11 protein-coding genes are annotated in these 17,299 nt (G+C 36.8%); 10 read left to right on the top strand and 1 reads right to left on the bottom strand.

Going from position 1 to position 17,299, the window contains the following annotated elements; genetic code table 11:
- Window positions 1-68 precede the first annotated feature (68 nt).
- The 7 genes from ABJH90_RS13295 (at window position 69) to ABJH90_RS13265 (ending at window position 10,810) form a co-directional block, all read left to right on the top strand.
- Window positions 69-1,223: a cystathionine gamma-synthase gene (locus ABJH90_RS13295; RefSeq protein WP_348141286.1), complete on the top strand. Its 1,155-nt coding sequence runs from the start codon at window positions 69-71 to the stop codon at window positions 1,221-1,223.
- A 103-nt stretch (window positions 1,224-1,326) separates the two neighbouring features.
- Entirely contained in the window at window positions 1,327-2,670 is a 1,344-nt protein-coding gene (gene gdhA, locus ABJH90_RS13290; RefSeq protein WP_348141288.1) for an NADP-specific glutamate dehydrogenase, read from the top strand.
- Between the two features lie 127 nt (window positions 2,671-2,797).
- On the top strand, window positions 2,798-3,517 hold the full coding sequence (gene recO / locus ABJH90_RS13285; protein ID WP_348141290.1) for a DNA repair protein RecO: 720 nt from the start codon (window positions 2,798-2,800) through the stop codon (window positions 3,515-3,517).
- A 1-nt stretch (window position 3,518) separates the two neighbouring features.
- Window positions 3,519-5,930 (top strand): TonB-dependent receptor, encoded by a 2,412-nt coding sequence (locus tag ABJH90_RS13280; protein ID WP_348141292.1) that lies wholly within the window; start codon window positions 3,519-3,521, stop codon window positions 5,928-5,930.
- A gap of 213 nt (window positions 5,931-6,143) precedes the next feature.
- Window positions 6,144-9,545, top strand: coding sequence for an isoleucine--tRNA ligase (gene ileS / locus ABJH90_RS13275; RefSeq protein WP_348141294.1), 3,402 nt, complete (start codon window positions 6,144-6,146; stop codon window positions 9,543-9,545).
- A 4-nt stretch (window positions 9,546-9,549) separates the two neighbouring features.
- Window positions 9,550-9,933 carry a TraR/DksA C4-type zinc finger protein gene (locus ABJH90_RS13270; protein WP_348141296.1) on the top strand — a complete coding sequence of 128 codons (384 nt, stop codon included), beginning with the start codon at window positions 9,550-9,552 and terminating at the stop codon, window positions 9,931-9,933.
- Window positions 9,934-10,189: 256 nt separating this feature from the next.
- On the top strand, window positions 10,190-10,810 hold the full coding sequence (locus ABJH90_RS13265) for a lipoprotein signal peptidase (protein WP_348141298.1): 621 nt from the start codon (window positions 10,190-10,192) through the stop codon (window positions 10,808-10,810).
- On the opposite strand, the gene ABJH90_RS13260 is transcribed toward ABJH90_RS13265, so the two are convergent.
- A complete protein-coding gene (locus ABJH90_RS13260; protein ID WP_348141300.1) occupies window positions 10,807-11,367 on the bottom strand; it encodes a 5-formyltetrahydrofolate cyclo-ligase in 561 nt (186 codons plus the stop codon). The two genes, ABJH90_RS13265 and ABJH90_RS13260, sit on opposite strands and share 4 nt — an antisense overlap.
- Before the next feature lie 487 nt (window positions 11,368-11,854).
- Between ABJH90_RS13260 and uvrC the strand changes: the two genes are divergently transcribed.
- The 3 genes from uvrC to hppD all read left to right on the top strand — a co-directional run bounded on the left by uvrC (window position 11,855) and on the right by hppD (window position 17,275).
- The gene (gene uvrC, locus ABJH90_RS13255) at window positions 11,855-13,642 is read left to right on the top strand and encodes an excinuclease ABC subunit UvrC (RefSeq protein ID WP_348141302.1); all 1,788 of its coding nucleotides are present in this window, start codon (window positions 11,855-11,857) and stop codon (window positions 13,640-13,642) included.
- A gap of 17 nt (window positions 13,643-13,659) precedes the next feature.
- Window positions 13,660-15,915, top strand: coding sequence for a patatin-like phospholipase family protein (locus tag ABJH90_RS13250; protein ID WP_348141304.1), 2,256 nt, complete (start codon window positions 13,660-13,662; stop codon window positions 15,913-15,915).
- 217 nt (window positions 15,916-16,132) lie between these two features.
- A complete protein-coding gene (hppD, locus tag ABJH90_RS13245) occupies window positions 16,133-17,275 on the top strand; it encodes a 4-hydroxyphenylpyruvate dioxygenase (RefSeq protein WP_348141306.1) in 1,143 nt (380 codons plus the stop codon).
- The last annotated feature ends 24 nt before the right edge of the window (window positions 17,276-17,299 follow it).

The raw sequence follows: 17,299 nt of genomic DNA, 5'->3' as shown, positions 1-17,299 counted from the left end.
TTGCAAAACTAACGATTCATTGGTTTCTCCAAAAGATAACAATACATTTGTGTACATAAATTATTAGTATGAGTGAAAAAGAATTGAGATTTAATAGCAAGGTAATACATGGGGGACAAAAACCTGATAAGGCTTATGGTGCTGTGATGCCCCCTATTTATCAGACATCTACCTATGCTCAAACGAGTCCGGGTGAGCATATGGGGTATGAATATTCCCGTAGTGCCAACCCAACAAGGAGTGCATTGGAAAATGCGCTTGCCAGTATTGAAAACGGGAATTTCGGATTGGCATTTGCCAGTGGATTAGCAGCCATGGATGCAGTTATTAAACTTTTGGGGCCAGGTGATGAAGTGATATCAACTAATGATCTTTACGGTGGAAGCTATCGTCTTTTCCGACAGATCTTTGAAAAGTATGGAATCAAATTTCACTTCATAGGTATGCAGGAAGTATCTAAGATTGCTGAATTAATCAACCCAAACACAAAACTAATTTGGGTTGAGACTCCAACAAATCCAATGATGAATGTTATTGACCTTAAGGCGGTTTCAGAATTGGCCAAAAGTAATAAGTTGCTTATGGCGGTAGATAACACTTTCGCAACACCATATTTGCAACAGCCTCTCGATTTAGGGGCAGACATAGTCATGCATTCTGCTACTAAATATCTGGGCGGGCACAGCGACGTGGTCGTTGGAGCGTTAGTTGTGAAGGATAAGGTATTAGCAGAGAAATTATATTTTATTCAGAATGCCAGTGGCGCCGTATGTGGCCCTATGGATAGTTTTTTAGTGCTTAGAGGAATTAAAACATTACATGTAAGAATGCAGCGGCACTGTGAAAACGGGAAACATATAGCCGAATATTTGCTTACGCATCCTAAAATTGAAAAAGTATACTGGCCCGGCTTTAAGGATCATCCCAATCATGAAGTTGCCACAAAACAAATGAAAGCATATGGTGGAATGATATCTTTTGTCCCCAAAGGGAGTAGTTTTAAGGATGCCATTGCAATAGTAGAAAAGCTAAAGGTTTTCACACTTGCAGAATCATTAGGAGGGGTGGAGAGTTTAGCGGGTCACCCGGCAAGTATGACCCATGCCAGCATTCCTAAAAAAGAACGGGAAAAAAGCGGGGTAGTTGATTCACTTATTCGACTTAGTGTAGGAATTGAAGATGTTCAGGATCTTATTTCTGACCTGGAACAGGCAATCGGATAATTTTTATCATATTTTTAAAAAAAGCTACTTTTAATTGCAGAAAAGATATAATTTTGCGGTTGAATTTTTAATTCAATAATAATCTTAGCTAATCAATTTTAATATGAATACAAATATCGAAGCATTTATGGACGAGGTAAGGACCCGAAATGGTCATGAACCGGAGTTCATACAGGCCGTACAGGAAGTAGCAGATACAGTAATTCCTTACATAGTCCAACATGAAATCTATTACGGTAAAAACATCTTGTTAAGAATGGTGGAACCGGAGCGGTTGATTTCCTTTAGAGTTTCTTGGGTAGATGATGAAGGTGAGATACATGTAAACCGAGGTTATCGCATACAAATGAATTCGGCAATAGGGCCTTATAAAGGAGGACTTCGTTTTCATCCATCAGTTAATGCGAGTATTCTTAAATTTCTGGCTTTTGAACAGGTATTCAAAAATAGTTTAACTACACTTCCAATGGGAGGAGGTAAAGGAGGTTCAGATTTTGATCCTAAAGGAAAATCTGACGATGAAGTTATGCGGTTTTGCCATGCTTTTATGACAGAATTATCCAGGCATATAGGACCTAATACAGATGTTCCGGCGGGGGATATTGGAGTAGGAGCAAGGGAAATTGGATTCCTTTTTGGGATGTATAAGAAAATAAGAAATGAGTTTACCGGTGTTCTTACAGGCAAGGGGTTATCATGGGGTGGATCTAAAATTCGTCCTGAGGCAACCGGATATGGCACTGTATATTTTGCCCAGAGCATGTTAAAGACAAAGAATGAGGAAATTAAAGGAAAAACGGTCGTTGTTTCAGGATCTGGAAATGTTGCTCAATACGCAGCAGAAAAGATTTTACAATTGGGCGGAAAAGTTTTAACATTATCTGATTCTGGAGGATTTATTTATGATAAGGATGGGGTTGACAATGAAAAATTGGACTTTGTTATGGATCTCAAGAATAACAAACGCGGGAGAATATCTGAATATGTGAAAAAGTATAAATCTGCAACATATCATGAAGGCAAACGCCCATGGTCAGTGAAATGTGATATTGCCCTGCCATGTGCTACTCAAAATGAACTGGACGGAAATGATGCTAAAGCATTAATAACCAATGGCTGTATTTGTATTGCTGAAGGGGCTAATATGCCTTCTACTCCTGACGCAATCCACGCTTTTCATGATGGAAAAGTCTTATTTGCACCTGGTAAAGCTTCTAATGCCGGTGGAGTAGCCACTTCTGGTTTGGAGATGTCTCAGAATTCATTAAGAATTAGTTGGACAAGAGAGGAAGTAGATGAAAGGTTACGCGGAATTATGGAAGATATTCACGATTCCTGTATTGAATATGGAATAGAAGATGATGGATATTGCAATTATGTAAAAGGGGCTAATATTGCCGGCTTTGTTAAGGTTGCAGATGCCATGCTCGCACAAGGTGTGATCTAAATAATAATTAGAGGATTGGCAATTATTGAAACTAAATCTTTCGCAAAATTGAAAGCTCGGTTCCTGTAATTGCCAATCTTATTTTATTGTAATTCAACCTATCTTTGCTTTACTCTAAGCGCAATAGATGCAAATTACCACTAAAGCTTTAATTCTATCTTCTTTAAAGTATGGAGATACAAGTTTAATTGTAAAAGCATTTACATACTCAGATGGATTAAAATCGTATCTGCTCAAAGGAATCTTAGCCTCCAAAAAAGGTAAATTGAAAACCGCCTACTTTCAACCCTTAACGCAACTGGAAATTGTTGTGAATCACAAAAACAAGGGGACCCTGGAGCGACTTATTGACGCTAAAGTCAATTATCCGTACCAAACTGTACATACCGACATTGCTAAAAATGCAATGATCTTATTTTTGGCGGAAATGCTGGCCAATAGCATTTTTGAAGAAGAACAAAATAAAGACTTATTCCATTTTCTGGAAGCATCACTTCAATGGCTGGACACACACGATAACATAAGCAATTTTCATTTGTTTTTTCTGTTGGGATTATCAAAATATTTGGGGTTTTATCCAGACACCGGGAAAATAAATTACCCGTATTTTGATCTGGTGGAAGGTGCGTTTATTGAGTTCCCGGGTATAAATCCAATTCTTAAAGAGGAAGCCCTTGATCTCTTTAAAGTATTTTTGGGCATAAATTTTGATGCAATTCATACGGTCGGGATGGGCAAAAAAACCAGGCAAGAACTATTACAATCCCTTGTACTCTATTTTGAAGTACATTTGCACGGATTTAAAAAACCCAGATCACTCGCTATTTTGAACGAAGTTTTTAGCTAAAATGCATAGGGGAATTTTTCTTATTACACTTCTTTTTATTAACGTTATATCTGGTCAGGAAATAACGATTCTTGATGTGGAAACACAGGAACCAGTAGTAAATGCAGTGCTTTACAACAATGATAAGTCAAAGACTGTCCTGTCGGATTTTGATGGAAAATGTGATATTTCTGTTTTTAACAGGAATGAACGTATTACGTTAAGGCACCTTAGTTATCAAACCAAAAGATCCACCAAGGAACTACTAATTAAAAGGGGCGGAAAGGTTTATCTTAGTCTAAAGCGCGAACAACTGGATGAAGTGGTGATGTCTATTTCCAAATGGGAACAGCAAAAAAAGGACATACCGCAAAAAATAGTTTCCATTAACGCACAAGCAATAGCATTTACAAATCCTCAGACTTCAGCAGATCTTTTACAAAACAGCGGGAAAATTTTTGTCCAGAAAAGCCAGTTGGGTGGTGGAAGTCCTATGATCAGGGGTTTTGCAACAAACAGACTTGTGTTATCAGTTGATGGGGTGCGTATGAATAATGCCATTTTTAGGGGTGGAAATATTCAGAATATAATATCCATAGACCCTTTTACTGTTAAGAATACCGAGGTTGTTTTTGGACCTGGTTCCGTAATATACGGAAGTGATGCCATTGGGGGAGTAATGAATTTCATTACCAATAAGCCACGATTTTCGACCACTGATAGTTTAGATATTTCCGGAAATATGAACTATCGATATGCTTCGGGGAATGATGAAAATACAGGGCATTTCGATATAAACCTGGGGTTGGATAAATGGGCTTTTTTAACCAGTGCTTCGTATAATAATTTCAATGATCTAAAAATGGGTCAACATGGTCCGGATTCTTATCTCAGAAAACAATATGTAAAACGATTGAATGGACTCGATGTATTGGTTGAAAATGAAAATCCCCGTATCCAAATCCCAACAGGGTATGATCAGATTAACCTTATGCAAAAGATATCCTACAGGCCAAATAATAATTGGAGTTATGATTTAGGACTGTTTTATTCTAGTACTTCAGATTATTCCAGATACGACAGATTAATAAGACCAAGCAGTAGTGGAGCCGGATTACGTTCCGCAGAATGGTTTTACGGACCACAAAAGTGGTTTATGGGAAATTTACAGGTCTATAAAAAGGGTAGGGGAAAGTTTTATGATGGATTAAGAATTACAACGGCTTTTCAAAATTTTAAGGAAAGCAGAAATGACAGACGATTTCAGGATTCTATACGCTATACAACAAATGAAAATATAGATGCACTTTCCTTAAATGTTGATTTTGAAAATAAAAAAATTGGAAATTTAAGATTGTATTACGGAGCTGAATATATTTTTAATGAAGTGGGGTCTGTTGGGAGACAAGCCAATATTGAAACCGGATTTGTTGAAGCCGCCCAGTCCAGATATCCCGATGGTTCTACCTGGCAGACTCTGGCAGCTTATGTGAATAGTGAATTGAAAGCTAAACCAAATTTCACCTGGTTGGCAGGTATTCGCTACAGCCATGTCTGGATCAACGCAGATTTTGATACAACTTTTTATCCTTTTCCTTTTGATAATTCAGATTTAAATAATGGAGCATTGACAGCAAACATAGGATTTAGCTGGTTTCCAAAAGCAGACTTACAGTTCACACTTAACGGGGCGACAGGTTTTAGAGCTCCAAATATTGATGACATAGGTAAGGTATTTGATTCTGAACCGGGGTCTGTTGTAGTACCAAATCCCTTTTTGAAACCTGAATATGCCTATAACGCGGAATTTGGAGTGCAGAAGAATTTTAAGGATAAAGTAGTGCTAAAAGGTGCGGCTTATTATACTTATCTGGTAGATGCTCTGGTTCGCAGGGATTATCTGTTTAACGGGGAAGAAGAAATCATATATAATGGGGAATTAAGTAATGTACAGGCTATACAGAATGCTTCCAATGCATATGTGTATGGCTTCGAGTTTGGTTTGGAGGCATTTCTTTCAGATAATGTATCCATCTTATCTAATCTCACTTTAACCGAAGGAAAAGAAGAGGACGAAAATGGCAATGACACTCCAGCTAGGCACGTACCACCAACTTTCGGCGATTTTCACCTCATTTGGAGGAACCAAAGGTTGAAAACAGATCTTTTCCTGAATTACAATGGTCAAATATCATTTAACGACCTTGCGATTTCTGAAATAAATAAGAGCTATATCTACGCTAAAGACGCAGATGGAAATCCTTATTCGCCTTCATGGTACACCTTAAATTTAAGATCTCAGTATCAAATTGCCAATCCTTTAAAACTAACATTTGCTATTGAGAATTTTACCAATCAGAGATATCGATCCTATTCATCCGGAATTGCAGCGACAGGAATTAATTTTATTCTGGGCTTGAGTTTTCGTTTTTGATCTTTAAAAAAAGCACATTAGTTAATTAGCCAACTGTTTCATGATCTTGCCTCTTTATCTCGAATATGTTGTGGTTATTGATTTTAGGGCCGCTGCTAATACCGAAAATATCTACTGCAATTATCACATAAGGACATTTTTGTGAAAGACCCATAATTTCATTCTAATTCATTAATTTTGCAGCCTTAATTTATATCAAAGGAAACTGTTTGTATGAAGTTTGCGGAATATAAGGGGTTAGATTTATCTGAGGTTGGGGAAGAAATGCTTCAATTTTGGAAAGCCCAGAATATATTTGAAAAAAGTATTACCACAAGAGAAGGGCAGGACAGCTATGTATTTTATGAAGGCCCGCCCTCAGCAAATGGGATGCCCGGTATTCATCATGTAATTTCCCGGACAATCAAAGATTTATTTCCCAGATATAAAACCATGAAAGGTTTTCAGGTAAAACGAAAAGCAGGCTGGGATACACATGGTCTGCCTATTGAACTGGGAGTGGAAAAAGAGCTGGGAATAACCAAAGAGGATATTGGGGTAAAGATTTCCGTAGAAGAATACAATGAGGCATGTAAAAAAGCAGTAATGCGCTATACAGATGCCTGGAATGATCTTACGGAAAAAATGGGGTATTGGGTGGATATGGATGACCCTTATATTACCTACAAGCCCAAGTACATGGAAACTGTTTGGTGGCTGTTAAAACAGATTTACGATAAAGGACTTATTTATAAAGGATACACAATTCAGCCCTATTCGCCAAAAGCAGGTACAGGTTTAAGTTCTCATGAATTGAATATGCCCGGAACTTATCAGGACATAACCGACACAACGGTGACCGCTCAATTTAAAATTATAAATAGTTCATTGCCTCAATTTCTGGAGCCGTTTAAAGACGAACTTTATTTTCTTGCCTGGACTACTACACCCTGGACACTTCCATCAAATACAGCGCTGTCTATCGGGCCAAAAATTGAATACGTATGGGTAAAAACATACAATCAATATACTTTTAAACCTATTACTGTCATCTTGGCAAAAAACCTCGTAGGCCAGCAATTTTCAGGTAAATTTATAGAGGTTGATAATGAGGAAGAACTGTTATCTTTTTCTCAGGAAGAAAAAAAAATACCTTATTACGTAAACGGATCCTGTAAAGGTGAAGAATTATTAGGAATAAAATATGAGCAGCTAATAGATTATGCAAAACCTTACAGTAATTCTGAAAATGCCTTCAGAGTTATAGCAGGGGATTTTGTTACTACGGAAGATGGTACAGGGATAGTGCATACTGCACCCACTTTTGGCGCAGACGATATGCAGGTGGCACAAAAGGCAGACCCACCTGTGCCTCCTATGTTGGTATTGGATGAAAATGGGAATGCTGTCCCGCTGGTGGATTTACAAGGCAGATTTCGAAAAGAAATGGGAGATCTGGCAGGCAAATATGTCAAAAATGAATACTACGAAGATGGGGAAGCTCCGGAACGCTCTGTTGATGTCGAAATTGCCATTAGACTTAAAGAAGAGAACAAAGCATTTAAGGTTGAAAAATACGTACATAGCTATCCTAATTGCTGGCGCACAGATAAACCAATTTTATATTATCCTTTGGATTCGTGGTTTATAAAAATTACGGATGTAAGAGAACGCATGTATGAACTCAACCAAACCATCAATTGGAAGCCTAAAGCCACAGGGGAGCGAAGATTTGGTAACTGGCTTGCGAGCGCAAACGATTGGAATCTTTCAAGATCCAGATTTTGGGGAGTACCATTACCTATTTGGAGAACTGAAGATGGGAAGGAAGAAATCATCATAGGTTCTGTTGAACAATTGAAAAGCGAGGTGACCAGATCTGTTGAGGCAGGTTTTATGGAATCTGAGGCATTCGGGGATTTTGAAGTAGGAAATATGACTGAAGAGAACTATGATAAAATAGATCTTCACAAAAATATAGTAGATCAGATTGTCCTGGTTTCAGATTCAGGGAAACCAATGAAGCGAGAAAATGACCTTATTGATGTTTGGTTTGACAGTGGGTCCATGCCCTATGCACAATGGCACTATCCTTTTGAAAATAAAGAACTTATTGATAAGTGGGAAACTTTTCCGGCAGATTTTATAGCAGAAGGTGTTGACCAGACCAGAGGTTGGTTTTATACATTGCATGCCATTGCGACAATGGTTTTTGATTCCGTGGCCTATAAAAATGTGGTCTCCAATGGGCTGGTGCTTGACAAGGAAGGAAAAAAAATGTCCAAGCGCCTTGGAAATGCTGCAGACCCATGGATGACTATAAAAGAATATGGACCAGATGCCACACGTTGGTATCTCATTTCAAACGCCAACCCATGGGATAACCTTAAGTTCGATACCGAGGGGATTGCGGAAGTAAAAAGAAAATTTTTCGGAACACTATACAATACCTATTCATTCTTTTCTCTGTATGCCAATATTGATGAATTTAATTATTCTGAAAAGGAAATACTTTTGGAAAATCGCCCGGAAATTGATCAATGGATTTTATCAGAGTTACATACCCTGATAAAAAGAGTGGATGAGGCTTATGATAATTATGAACCTACAAAAGCTGCCCGGGCCATAGCAGATTATGTACAGGAAAACCTCAGTAATTGGTATGTTCGTTTGAGCAGGAGAAGGTTCTGGAAAGGGGATTATCAGGAAGACAAAATATCTGCTTATCAGACACTATATACTTGTTTGGTTACTATCGCTAAACTCTCTGCGCCAATTGCACCTTTCTTTATGGACAGGCTGTTTATAGATTTGACCAGAACCACAGGGATAGATCATTTTGACAGTGTTCATTTATCTGACTTTCCGGAATATAATTCTTATTTTGTAAATAAGGAATTGGAAAGTAAGATGCAAAAAGCACAAACCATATCTTCTCTTGTTTTATCTATTCGTCAGAAGGAAAAGATTAAGGTGCGCCAACCTTTGCAAAAAATTATGATCCCCGTTTTGGATGAAAAACAGCGCTCTGAAATTGAAGCCGTGGCAGATTTGATTAAAACCGAAGTTAATGTAAAAGAAATTAAACTTTTGGATGACGCTTCTGGGATATTGGTGAAACGTATTAAGCCCAATTTCAAAGTACTGGGCCCTAGGTTTGGTAAAGACATGAAACTGATAAGTGCCGCGGTTAATAAGCTGGATCAGAATGATATCCAAAAAATTGAACATGAAGGCAAAATTTCACTTGAAATAGATAATAAATTTATTATATTACAGTTACAGGATGTAGAGATTTCTTCTCAGGATATAGAAGGTTGGCTGGTCGCCAGTTCGGGTACTCTAACAGTGGCATTGGATATCACCATTGATGAGGAGTTAAAACAAGAGGGGATAGCTCGGGAACTTGTAAATAGAATTCAAAATCTGAGAAAAGATTCTGGTTTTGATGTAACAGATAAAATAGATATTAGAATATTAAAGGACGGTTTAGTCGAAAAAGCAGTTAAGAGTAATATTAGTTATATAAAGAACGAAACCTTAACCTCTGAACTTAATTTTGAAGAACAAATGGAAGATGGCGTGGCCATTTCCTTTGATGATGTAAATACAAAATTGTCTATCCAAAAACACTAAAATTATGGGACAAGATTTAAAAGTAAGGTATACCGATAAAGAATTAGAAGGATTCAAGGTACTTATAGAAGAAAAGATAGAGAAAGCTCAAAGCCATCTCGAATTACTCAGGAGTTCCTACATGAATGATGGGAATAATGGTACTGATGATACCTCTCCAACTTTCAAGGCATTCGAAGAAGGTTCAGAAACAATGAGTAAAGAAGCCAACACTCAATTAGCTATACGGCAGGAAAAATTTATTCGGGATCTTAAAAATGCTTTGCTTAGGATAGAAAATAAGACCTATGGTATTTGCAGGGTAACCGGGAAGCTTATAAACAAAGAACGGCTTAAGCTTGTACCTCATGCTACGCTTAGCATTGAGGCTAAAAACATGCAAAAATAGAGAGGTAAGATACTTTTATCCACTGTTTATTAATTTTAAAGTGAATTTATATTGCTTTTGATTCACGACGCGTATTCTATTGTGCGATAGCTTTTCTTACCAATTCCAGCAGAAATTTTATGTAATCTGTTTGAACGCTGGAGTATTCTTATGAAGAATATCAATTCATATTTTCCATTGGTTTGTTTTAATTGAATATCCTGGCCTTTTGTTGGTGTAATAATCCCTATTTTAGCCAAATCTATTTTGAAAAAGAATGAATATTAAGAGGTCAATGCTGATTATAGTGCTTGTTTTACTTGTAGATCAGCTTAGTAAAATATATATAAAAACCCATTTTGAACTAGGAGAATCAACGGAAGTTTTTTCCTGGTTTAGAATTCTTTTTATTGAGAACGAGGGAGCCGCCTGGGGCGCCAAATTAAGTGATATTTTACCGATATCAGACAAAATCGGTAAATTGGTTCTCACTGTTTTTCGCCTTTTTGCAATTGTCGGAATTGGATATTGGCTTTACGACATTATTAAGAAGAAAACAACGGCAACTCTTATTACTGCTGTTTCCCTGATTTTTGCCGGAGCACTTGGAAATATTCTAGATTCTTTATTCTATGGGATACTTTTCAACGACAGTTACAACCAGTTGGCGACACTATTTTCTGAAGAACCATATGGGAGCTTATTTTATGGTAAAGTAGTTGATATGCTCTATTTTCCACTAATTGATGCGAATTGGCCGGAATGGGTTCCTTGGATTGGAGGTGATAATTTTCGATTTTTTGAACCGGTGTTCAATGTGGCCGATACAGCCATTAGCACTGGGGTAGGGATATTAATCGTATTTAACAAAAAGGCTTTTGAAAAAAAAGCAACTTAAAAAACATAGACTTTCTCAGGAGTAACACAGTAATCCATTGGAATATCATGTTTTTGCGTATCACTAATTTGTTCCACTGGCTTAAATAAGGAAAGACCAATTTTAATCACATCTTCACGGCATTCCTTTAGAAACTTATCGTAGAATCCTTTGCCATAACCCACTCTGTATCCAAGTTTGTCAAATGCCAAAAGGGGGATAAATACAACATCTATTTTAAGCGGAGTTACCTCTAATCCATCCACGGGTTCCGGAATGTTCCATTTGTTTTTTCTTAAAATAGTATTATCCGTAAGTAAATAATGAACCAGATTAGTATCATCAAACACTTTTGGGAGTACAATATTTTTATCTTTTCCCTGTAGAATAGACATAATGAAACCGGTATCAATTTCATTTTTCTCTGCAATTGATAAAAAAAGGTGATAAAAATCGAACGTCCATACAGGTAATTCCAATACCCTGTTTGCAATTTCTAAACTGTAGTTCGAAATTGTTTCTGAAGACAATCCATTTCTAAATTGAAGGTAGTTTAATCGAAGCTCTTTTTTTAGCATAAACACCGATTAAACCTGTAGCTAGTTTGGGGAACTATTTTAAAAAACCTAATCTTTTGCAGCAACAGCAAAATATATTTTAAAAAATAGCATCAAAATGAGGTACATACCTAAAGTGATGACATAATTTTCCATGCAGTAAATAAATTTTCTGGTTAAATATAAAGAAAAATATGTCAGTTATCCTATAAAGAGCACATTTTAATCGATGAAATGCACAATATTTACAATTCTCTTAACATATTGGCTACTATTAAATAATGCAAGATCCTTAAGTATATGAAGTTAAAAAACTGATATTCAAATGATTATATTACAGCATGAGATATGATTATTTTTTGTTGCAATTAGTTGTCAATAGTAGTCATTAATAAATTATCAATTTTGGTCCTTGTGATGTCAATCTTAACAAAAGGGTTACGCGGTTTATAATAATTGAATTGTAACTTACCTTTGTATTGAAGAGAACCATTCTGGACACAAATTTATGCCCGAAATACCATTAGAGATTAAACTGAGCACATTACCTGACAGTCCGGGAGTGTATCAATTCTATGATGCGGATGGTAAAATATTGTATGTAGGTAAGGCAAAGAATCTTAAAAAAAGGGTTTCTTCTTATTTTCATAAGACGCATGAGTATGGAAAGACTCGTGTAATGGTAAAGAAAATTGATTCCTTAAAACATATTGTTGTAAAAACTGAGTCCGATGCATTACTTCTGGAGAATAACCTGATAAAAAAATATCAGCCAAGGTATAATGTACTGCTGAAGGATGATAAATCCTACCCATGGATTTGTATCAAAAATGAGCGCTTTCCAAGAATATTTCCCACTCGAAAGCTAATAAAGGATGGTTCCGAATATTATGGTCCTTATACCAGTATGAAAACCGTAAAAATTTTACTTGAACTTATAAAAAGTGTATATCCTTTGAGGACTTGTAATTATGATTTGTCCCCTGAAAAAATAAATGCCGGAAAATATAAATTATGCCTGGAATACCATCTTGGAAATTGCAAAGGCCCATGTGAAGGACTTCAAAATTCTGAAGAGTATCATAAACAGATAGATGATATAAGAGAGATAGTCAAAGGTAATTTTAAGTCATCCATTCACTATTTTAAAACGCAAATGAAGACACTTGCGAAGGAGATGCAATTTGAAGAAGCACAACGCGTCAAGGATAAAATTGAAGTCCTGGAAAATTATCAGGTTAAATCTACTATAGTAAACCCCAAAATAAACAATGTTGATGTATTCAGCATTATTTCTGATGATGCATTTGCCTATGTAAATTTCCTTCAACTTTCCCACGGGTCCATAGTGAGGTCACACACCATGGAAATAAAAAAGAAATTGGAAGAATCCGATAAAGAGCTTTTGCAATTGGCGATTATTGAAATTCGACAGCGTTTTAACTCTCAATCCAAAAGTCTTTTCCTTCCATTTTCATGTGCTGTAGGCGATGATTTAAAAATCACGGTTCCTAAATTAGGCGATAAAAAGAAGCTCTTGGAGTTGTCTGAAAGAAATTCGAAGTATTACAGGCAGGAAAGATTTAAACAAGTAAAAATTACAGATCCGGACAGACACACAAACCGGATTATGGCACAGATGAAGACAGATCTTCGCCTTACTGAAGAGCCAAGACATATAGAATGTTTTGACAATTCAAATATACAGGGAAGTAATCCCGTTGCTGCATGTGTGGTTTTCAGAAATGGAAAACCGAATAAAAAAGAGTACAGGCATTTTAATATTAAGACTGTAGATGGCCCTGATGATTATAAATCTATGGAAGAGGTGGTGCACAGGCGCTATAAAAGATTATTAGAGGAAGATTTGGGGCTACCACAACTTATAGTGATCGACGGAGGTAAAGGTCAACTGTCTTCCGCAGTAAAGAGCCTCGATTTATTGGGTCTTAGAGGCAAAATAGCAATTATTGGGATAGCGAAAAGACTCGAAGAAATTTATTTTCCGAATGATTCAATACCCTTATATCTCGACAAAAAATCTGAATCCCTAAAGATAATTCAACAATTGAGAAATGAAGCTCATAGATTCGGGATTACTTTTCACAGAAATAAAAGAAGTAAAGCCGCTATTGATTCTGAATTGGAACATATTAAAGGAGTGGGTAAGAAAACGGCAGAAGAGTTGCTCAAAAACTTTAAATCTGTCAATAGAATAAAGAAAGCTTCAATTGAGGATCTTTCAAAAACTGTTGGACATGCTATGGCAAAGAAAATTTATGAAAACTTCCATTAATCCCATATCTTAACCTGATGCAAAAATTGACTTTGATTCTTACGTTTGTTCTATGTTTCGGAGTTAGTCATGCGCAGTTAATTGAGCCAGATCAGCCAGTAAAAGTAGGCTTAGTTCTTAGTGGTGGAGGGGCAAAGGGGATGGCTCATATAGGCGCCCTAAAGGTAATTGAAGAAGCTGGTATAACTATTGATTATATTGGGGGCACGAGCATGGGAGCCATTGTGGGCTCATTGTATGCCTCGGGATATTCTGCAAATGAACTGGATTCCATTTTTAGAGAAGCTGATTTTAGTGATCTTATTCAGGACAATCTTCCAAGGGGTGCAAAGACTTTTTATGAAAAAGAAGATTCTGAAAGATATGCACTTACACTTCCTTTTAATAAATTTAAAATATCGTTCCCAAAGGCCATTTCAGGAGGTCAAAAAATTTACAATGAACTCGTACGGTTGCTATATCATGTAAAGGACGTGAAGGATTTTAATAACTTACCTATCCCTTTTTTTTGCATCGCGACAAATATGGAGACCGGTGCCGAGGTCTTACTTAACAGAGGATATCTTCCTGAGGCTGTTATGGCAAGTGGGACATTTCCTTCATTATTTGAACCTGCAGAAGTAGATGGTCAGATTTTAATCGATGGTGGGGTATTAAACAATTATCCAATAATGGAAGTAAAGCAACTAGGAGCCGATATTATTATTGGAGTGGATGTGCAGCATGGTCTGAGAGACCGTGAATCTCTTAAATCAGCGACGGATATATTACTTCAGATTAATAATTTCCGGACGATTAATGATATGAAAGCCAAGGTCAATGAAACGGATATTTATATTAGACCCGATGTGGACGATTTTTCTGTTATTGATTTTGATTTAGCAGAGAACATTATAGAAAACGGTAAGTTGGCTGCCCTTGAACATCTCGAGGCCTTAAAGGAATTGGCGGCAAAACAAAAAAGTATTAGAAAAAATGCCAGGAATATAGAACCCAAAGATTCCATTTTTATTAATAAATTAGTCATAGAGGGTAATATTAATTATTCCCGGGCATATGTCAAGGGGAAATTGCGGATTGATTTACCGGCCAAAACTACGTTTCAAAAGCTACAACAAGGGGTTAGTAATCTTGCTGCTACAAATAATTTCACTTCAATTCGTTATGAACTGGTCTCAGATGAGGTAGGCGAAGAATTGATTCTTAAGTTAAGGGAAAACCCCAATAAGGCTTATTTAAGGCTAGGTGTGCATTATGATGATTTGTACAAAACGGCCGCACTAATAAACCTTACAAAAAAGAATTTGTTCATGAAAGATGATGTGGCTTCAATTGATTTTGCCCTTGGAGATAACATAAGATATAATTTTCAGTACTATCTGGATAAGGGTTCCTACTGGAGCTTTGGGGTAAATTCCCGACTCAATGATTTTGATAATGAAATTGATTTAGATGTAATTAGATCTAATTTTAGGGTAGCAAATGTTGCAGGGATAAATGAAATAAATCTGAATGTATCAGATTTCACAAATCAGCTGTATCTCCAGACTGTTTTTAAAGAGGAATTTGCTTTTATAATAGGCGCGGAACATAAACTGCTAAAGTATAGCACCCGTACTTATAGCAACCTGGATAGTATTGTTTCACCTCCTGAAGGGAACGAGCGACTATATTTTGAAAACAGCAATTATTTTAGTGCTTATGGCAAACTAATACTGGATACATATAATGACAGATACTTTCCCTCTAAAGGGCTGTATTTTAATGGGGATTTCCATTTGTATTTATTTTCCTCAGATTTTAATGATAATTTCAAAGAGTTCTCTATTGCCCAGGCAAAATTTGGGGGAGCTTTCCCTATAGTGGGAAAACTTTCTGTGAACCTCGCAACTGAAGGTGGATTTAAACTAGGTAGTTCTGAAGTGAAGGCTTTAGATTTTGTTTTAGGAGGCTATGGAAATGATCTTATAAATAATTTTACACCTTTTGTTGGGTATGATTTTCTGAGTTTACCCGGAAATAGTTATGTTAAGGCATACGGGCGGTTGGATTTTGAGTTTATTAAAAAGCATCACGCTATGTTTTCTGCTAATTTCGCTAATGTTGAAGATGATCTTTTCAGAACAGGGGAATGGTTTACCCTGCCTGATTTTTCAGGCTATGCATTGTCTTATGGTTGGGAATCTTTTATAGGCCCGGTGCAGGTAATGTATTCCTGGACTCCTGAAATAAGTGATGGTAATTTTTTCGTCAGCATTGGTTATTGGTTTTAGATTTATAAAGAACTTTCCTTCGGCTGGAAATGCGTTTTGTTTTTAGCTGAAATTGCCAGTTTTTTCCGATATTTGTAGGGTTCAAAAGACATAATGTTGGAAAACAGAATTGATATTTCTGCCCATCTTAGGGCAATGTGGTAAATACACCGGAACTCTGGCGGGAATTAAGCTTTCCCAAAATACTTTTAGTTACTAATCAATTCAAAAAGGAATCATGGAAATATTAGATAAAACATCATTAAGATTGCCAAAGGAAAATCCCGACGCTGAAGATTTTTTACCTCTATTGGGCACAGACCATGTAGAACTCTATGTGGGTAATGCCAAGCAGGCGGCTTACTACTATATGTCTGCCTGGGGCTTTCAACCTTTGGCATACGCGGGTTTGGAAACTGGACTTAAGGACCGAGTTTCTTATGTGATAGAACAAGATAAAATAAGGCTTGTACTTACATCATCTCTTGTTCCGGGAGGCGAAATAAACAAACATGTGGAATCCCATGGGGATGGAGTAAAAGCTATTGCGTTGTGGGTAGATGATGCTACTCAAAGTTATAAAGAAACTACCAGTAGAGGTGCAGAGAGTTATTTTGAGCCTAAAGAACTTAAAGATGATAATGGTTCAATTATTTTGTCCGCAATACACACATATGGGGAAACTGTTCACGTATTTGTAGAAAGAGGTCAATATAGTGGGGTTTTTATGCCTGGATATATTAAATGGGACCCGTATTACAAACCTACCGATGTTGGGCTCAGGTATATAGATCATATGGTTGGTAATGTAGGATGGAATGAAATGAATAAATGGTGCGAATTTTATGCTAAAGTTATGGGGTTTGCACAATTGATTTCATTTGATGATAAGGACATCTCAACTGATTATACCGCATTAATGAGCAAGGTGATGAGTAATGGCAATGGCAGGATAAAATTTCCAATTAACGAACCGGCAGAAGGCAAAAAGAAATCTCAAATAGAAGAGTATATTCAATTTTATAACGGGGCAGGAGTTCAGCATATGGCAATGGCGACTGATAATATTATAAATACCGTCACATCTCTCAGGGATAGAGGCGTTGAATTTTTGACAGTTCCCTCCAGTTATTATGAAGATGTACTGGATAGAGTGGGAGAAATTGATGAGGATCTTGCGCCTTTGCGGGAACTGGGTATTCTCATTGACAGGGACGATGAGGGATATTTGCTTCAAATTTTTACGAAACCCGTTTTGGACCGACCCACAATGTTTATAGAAATTATTCAGAGAAAAGGGGCTAAGTCTTTTGGCAAAGGTAATTTTAAGGCACTTTTTGAGGCTATTGAAAGAGAACAAGCTTCCAGAGGCACACTTTAATGTATTTTTCTTAAGATTTTGTCA

It is taken from the genome of Eudoraea sp. (assembly GCF_039969275.1).
Classification (GTDB): domain Bacteria; phylum Bacteroidota; class Bacteroidia; order Flavobacteriales; family Flavobacteriaceae; genus Eudoraea.
Note: the sequence above shows the minus strand (reverse complement) of the source record. Positions and strands in the feature narration are given on the sequence as shown.

Bases quoted from the DNA above. Each gene is read 5' to 3' on its own strand.
- ABJH90_RS13295 (WP_348141286.1), top strand. From the start codon at position 69: ATGAGTGAAAAAGAATTGAGATTTAATAGCAAGGTAATACATGGGGGA.
- gdhA (WP_348141288.1), top strand. From the start codon at position 1,327: ATGAATACAAATATCGAAGCATTTATGGACGAGGTAAGGACCCGAAAT.
- recO (WP_348141290.1), top strand. From the start codon at position 2,798: ATGCAAATTACCACTAAAGCTTTAATTCTATCTTCTTTAAAGTATGGA.
- ABJH90_RS13280 (WP_348141292.1), top strand. From the start codon at position 3,519: ATGCATAGGGGAATTTTTCTTATTACACTTCTTTTTATTAACGTTATA.
- ileS (WP_348141294.1), top strand. From the start codon at position 6,144: ATGAAGTTTGCGGAATATAAGGGGTTAGATTTATCTGAGGTTGGGGAA.
- ABJH90_RS13270 (WP_348141296.1), top strand. From the start codon at position 9,550: ATGGGACAAGATTTAAAAGTAAGGTATACCGATAAAGAATTAGAAGGA.
- ABJH90_RS13265 (WP_348141298.1), top strand. From the start codon at position 10,190: ATGAATATTAAGAGGTCAATGCTGATTATAGTGCTTGTTTTACTTGTA.
- ABJH90_RS13260 (WP_348141300.1), bottom strand. From the start codon at position 11,367: ATGCTAAAAAAAGAGCTTCGATTAAACTACCTTCAATTTAGAAATGGA.
- uvrC (WP_348141302.1), top strand. From the start codon at position 11,855: ATGCCCGAAATACCATTAGAGATTAAACTGAGCACATTACCTGACAGT.
- ABJH90_RS13250 (WP_348141304.1), top strand. From the start codon at position 13,660: ATGCAAAAATTGACTTTGATTCTTACGTTTGTTCTATGTTTCGGAGTT.
- hppD (WP_348141306.1), top strand. From the start codon at position 16,133: ATGGAAATATTAGATAAAACATCATTAAGATTGCCAAAGGAAAATCCC.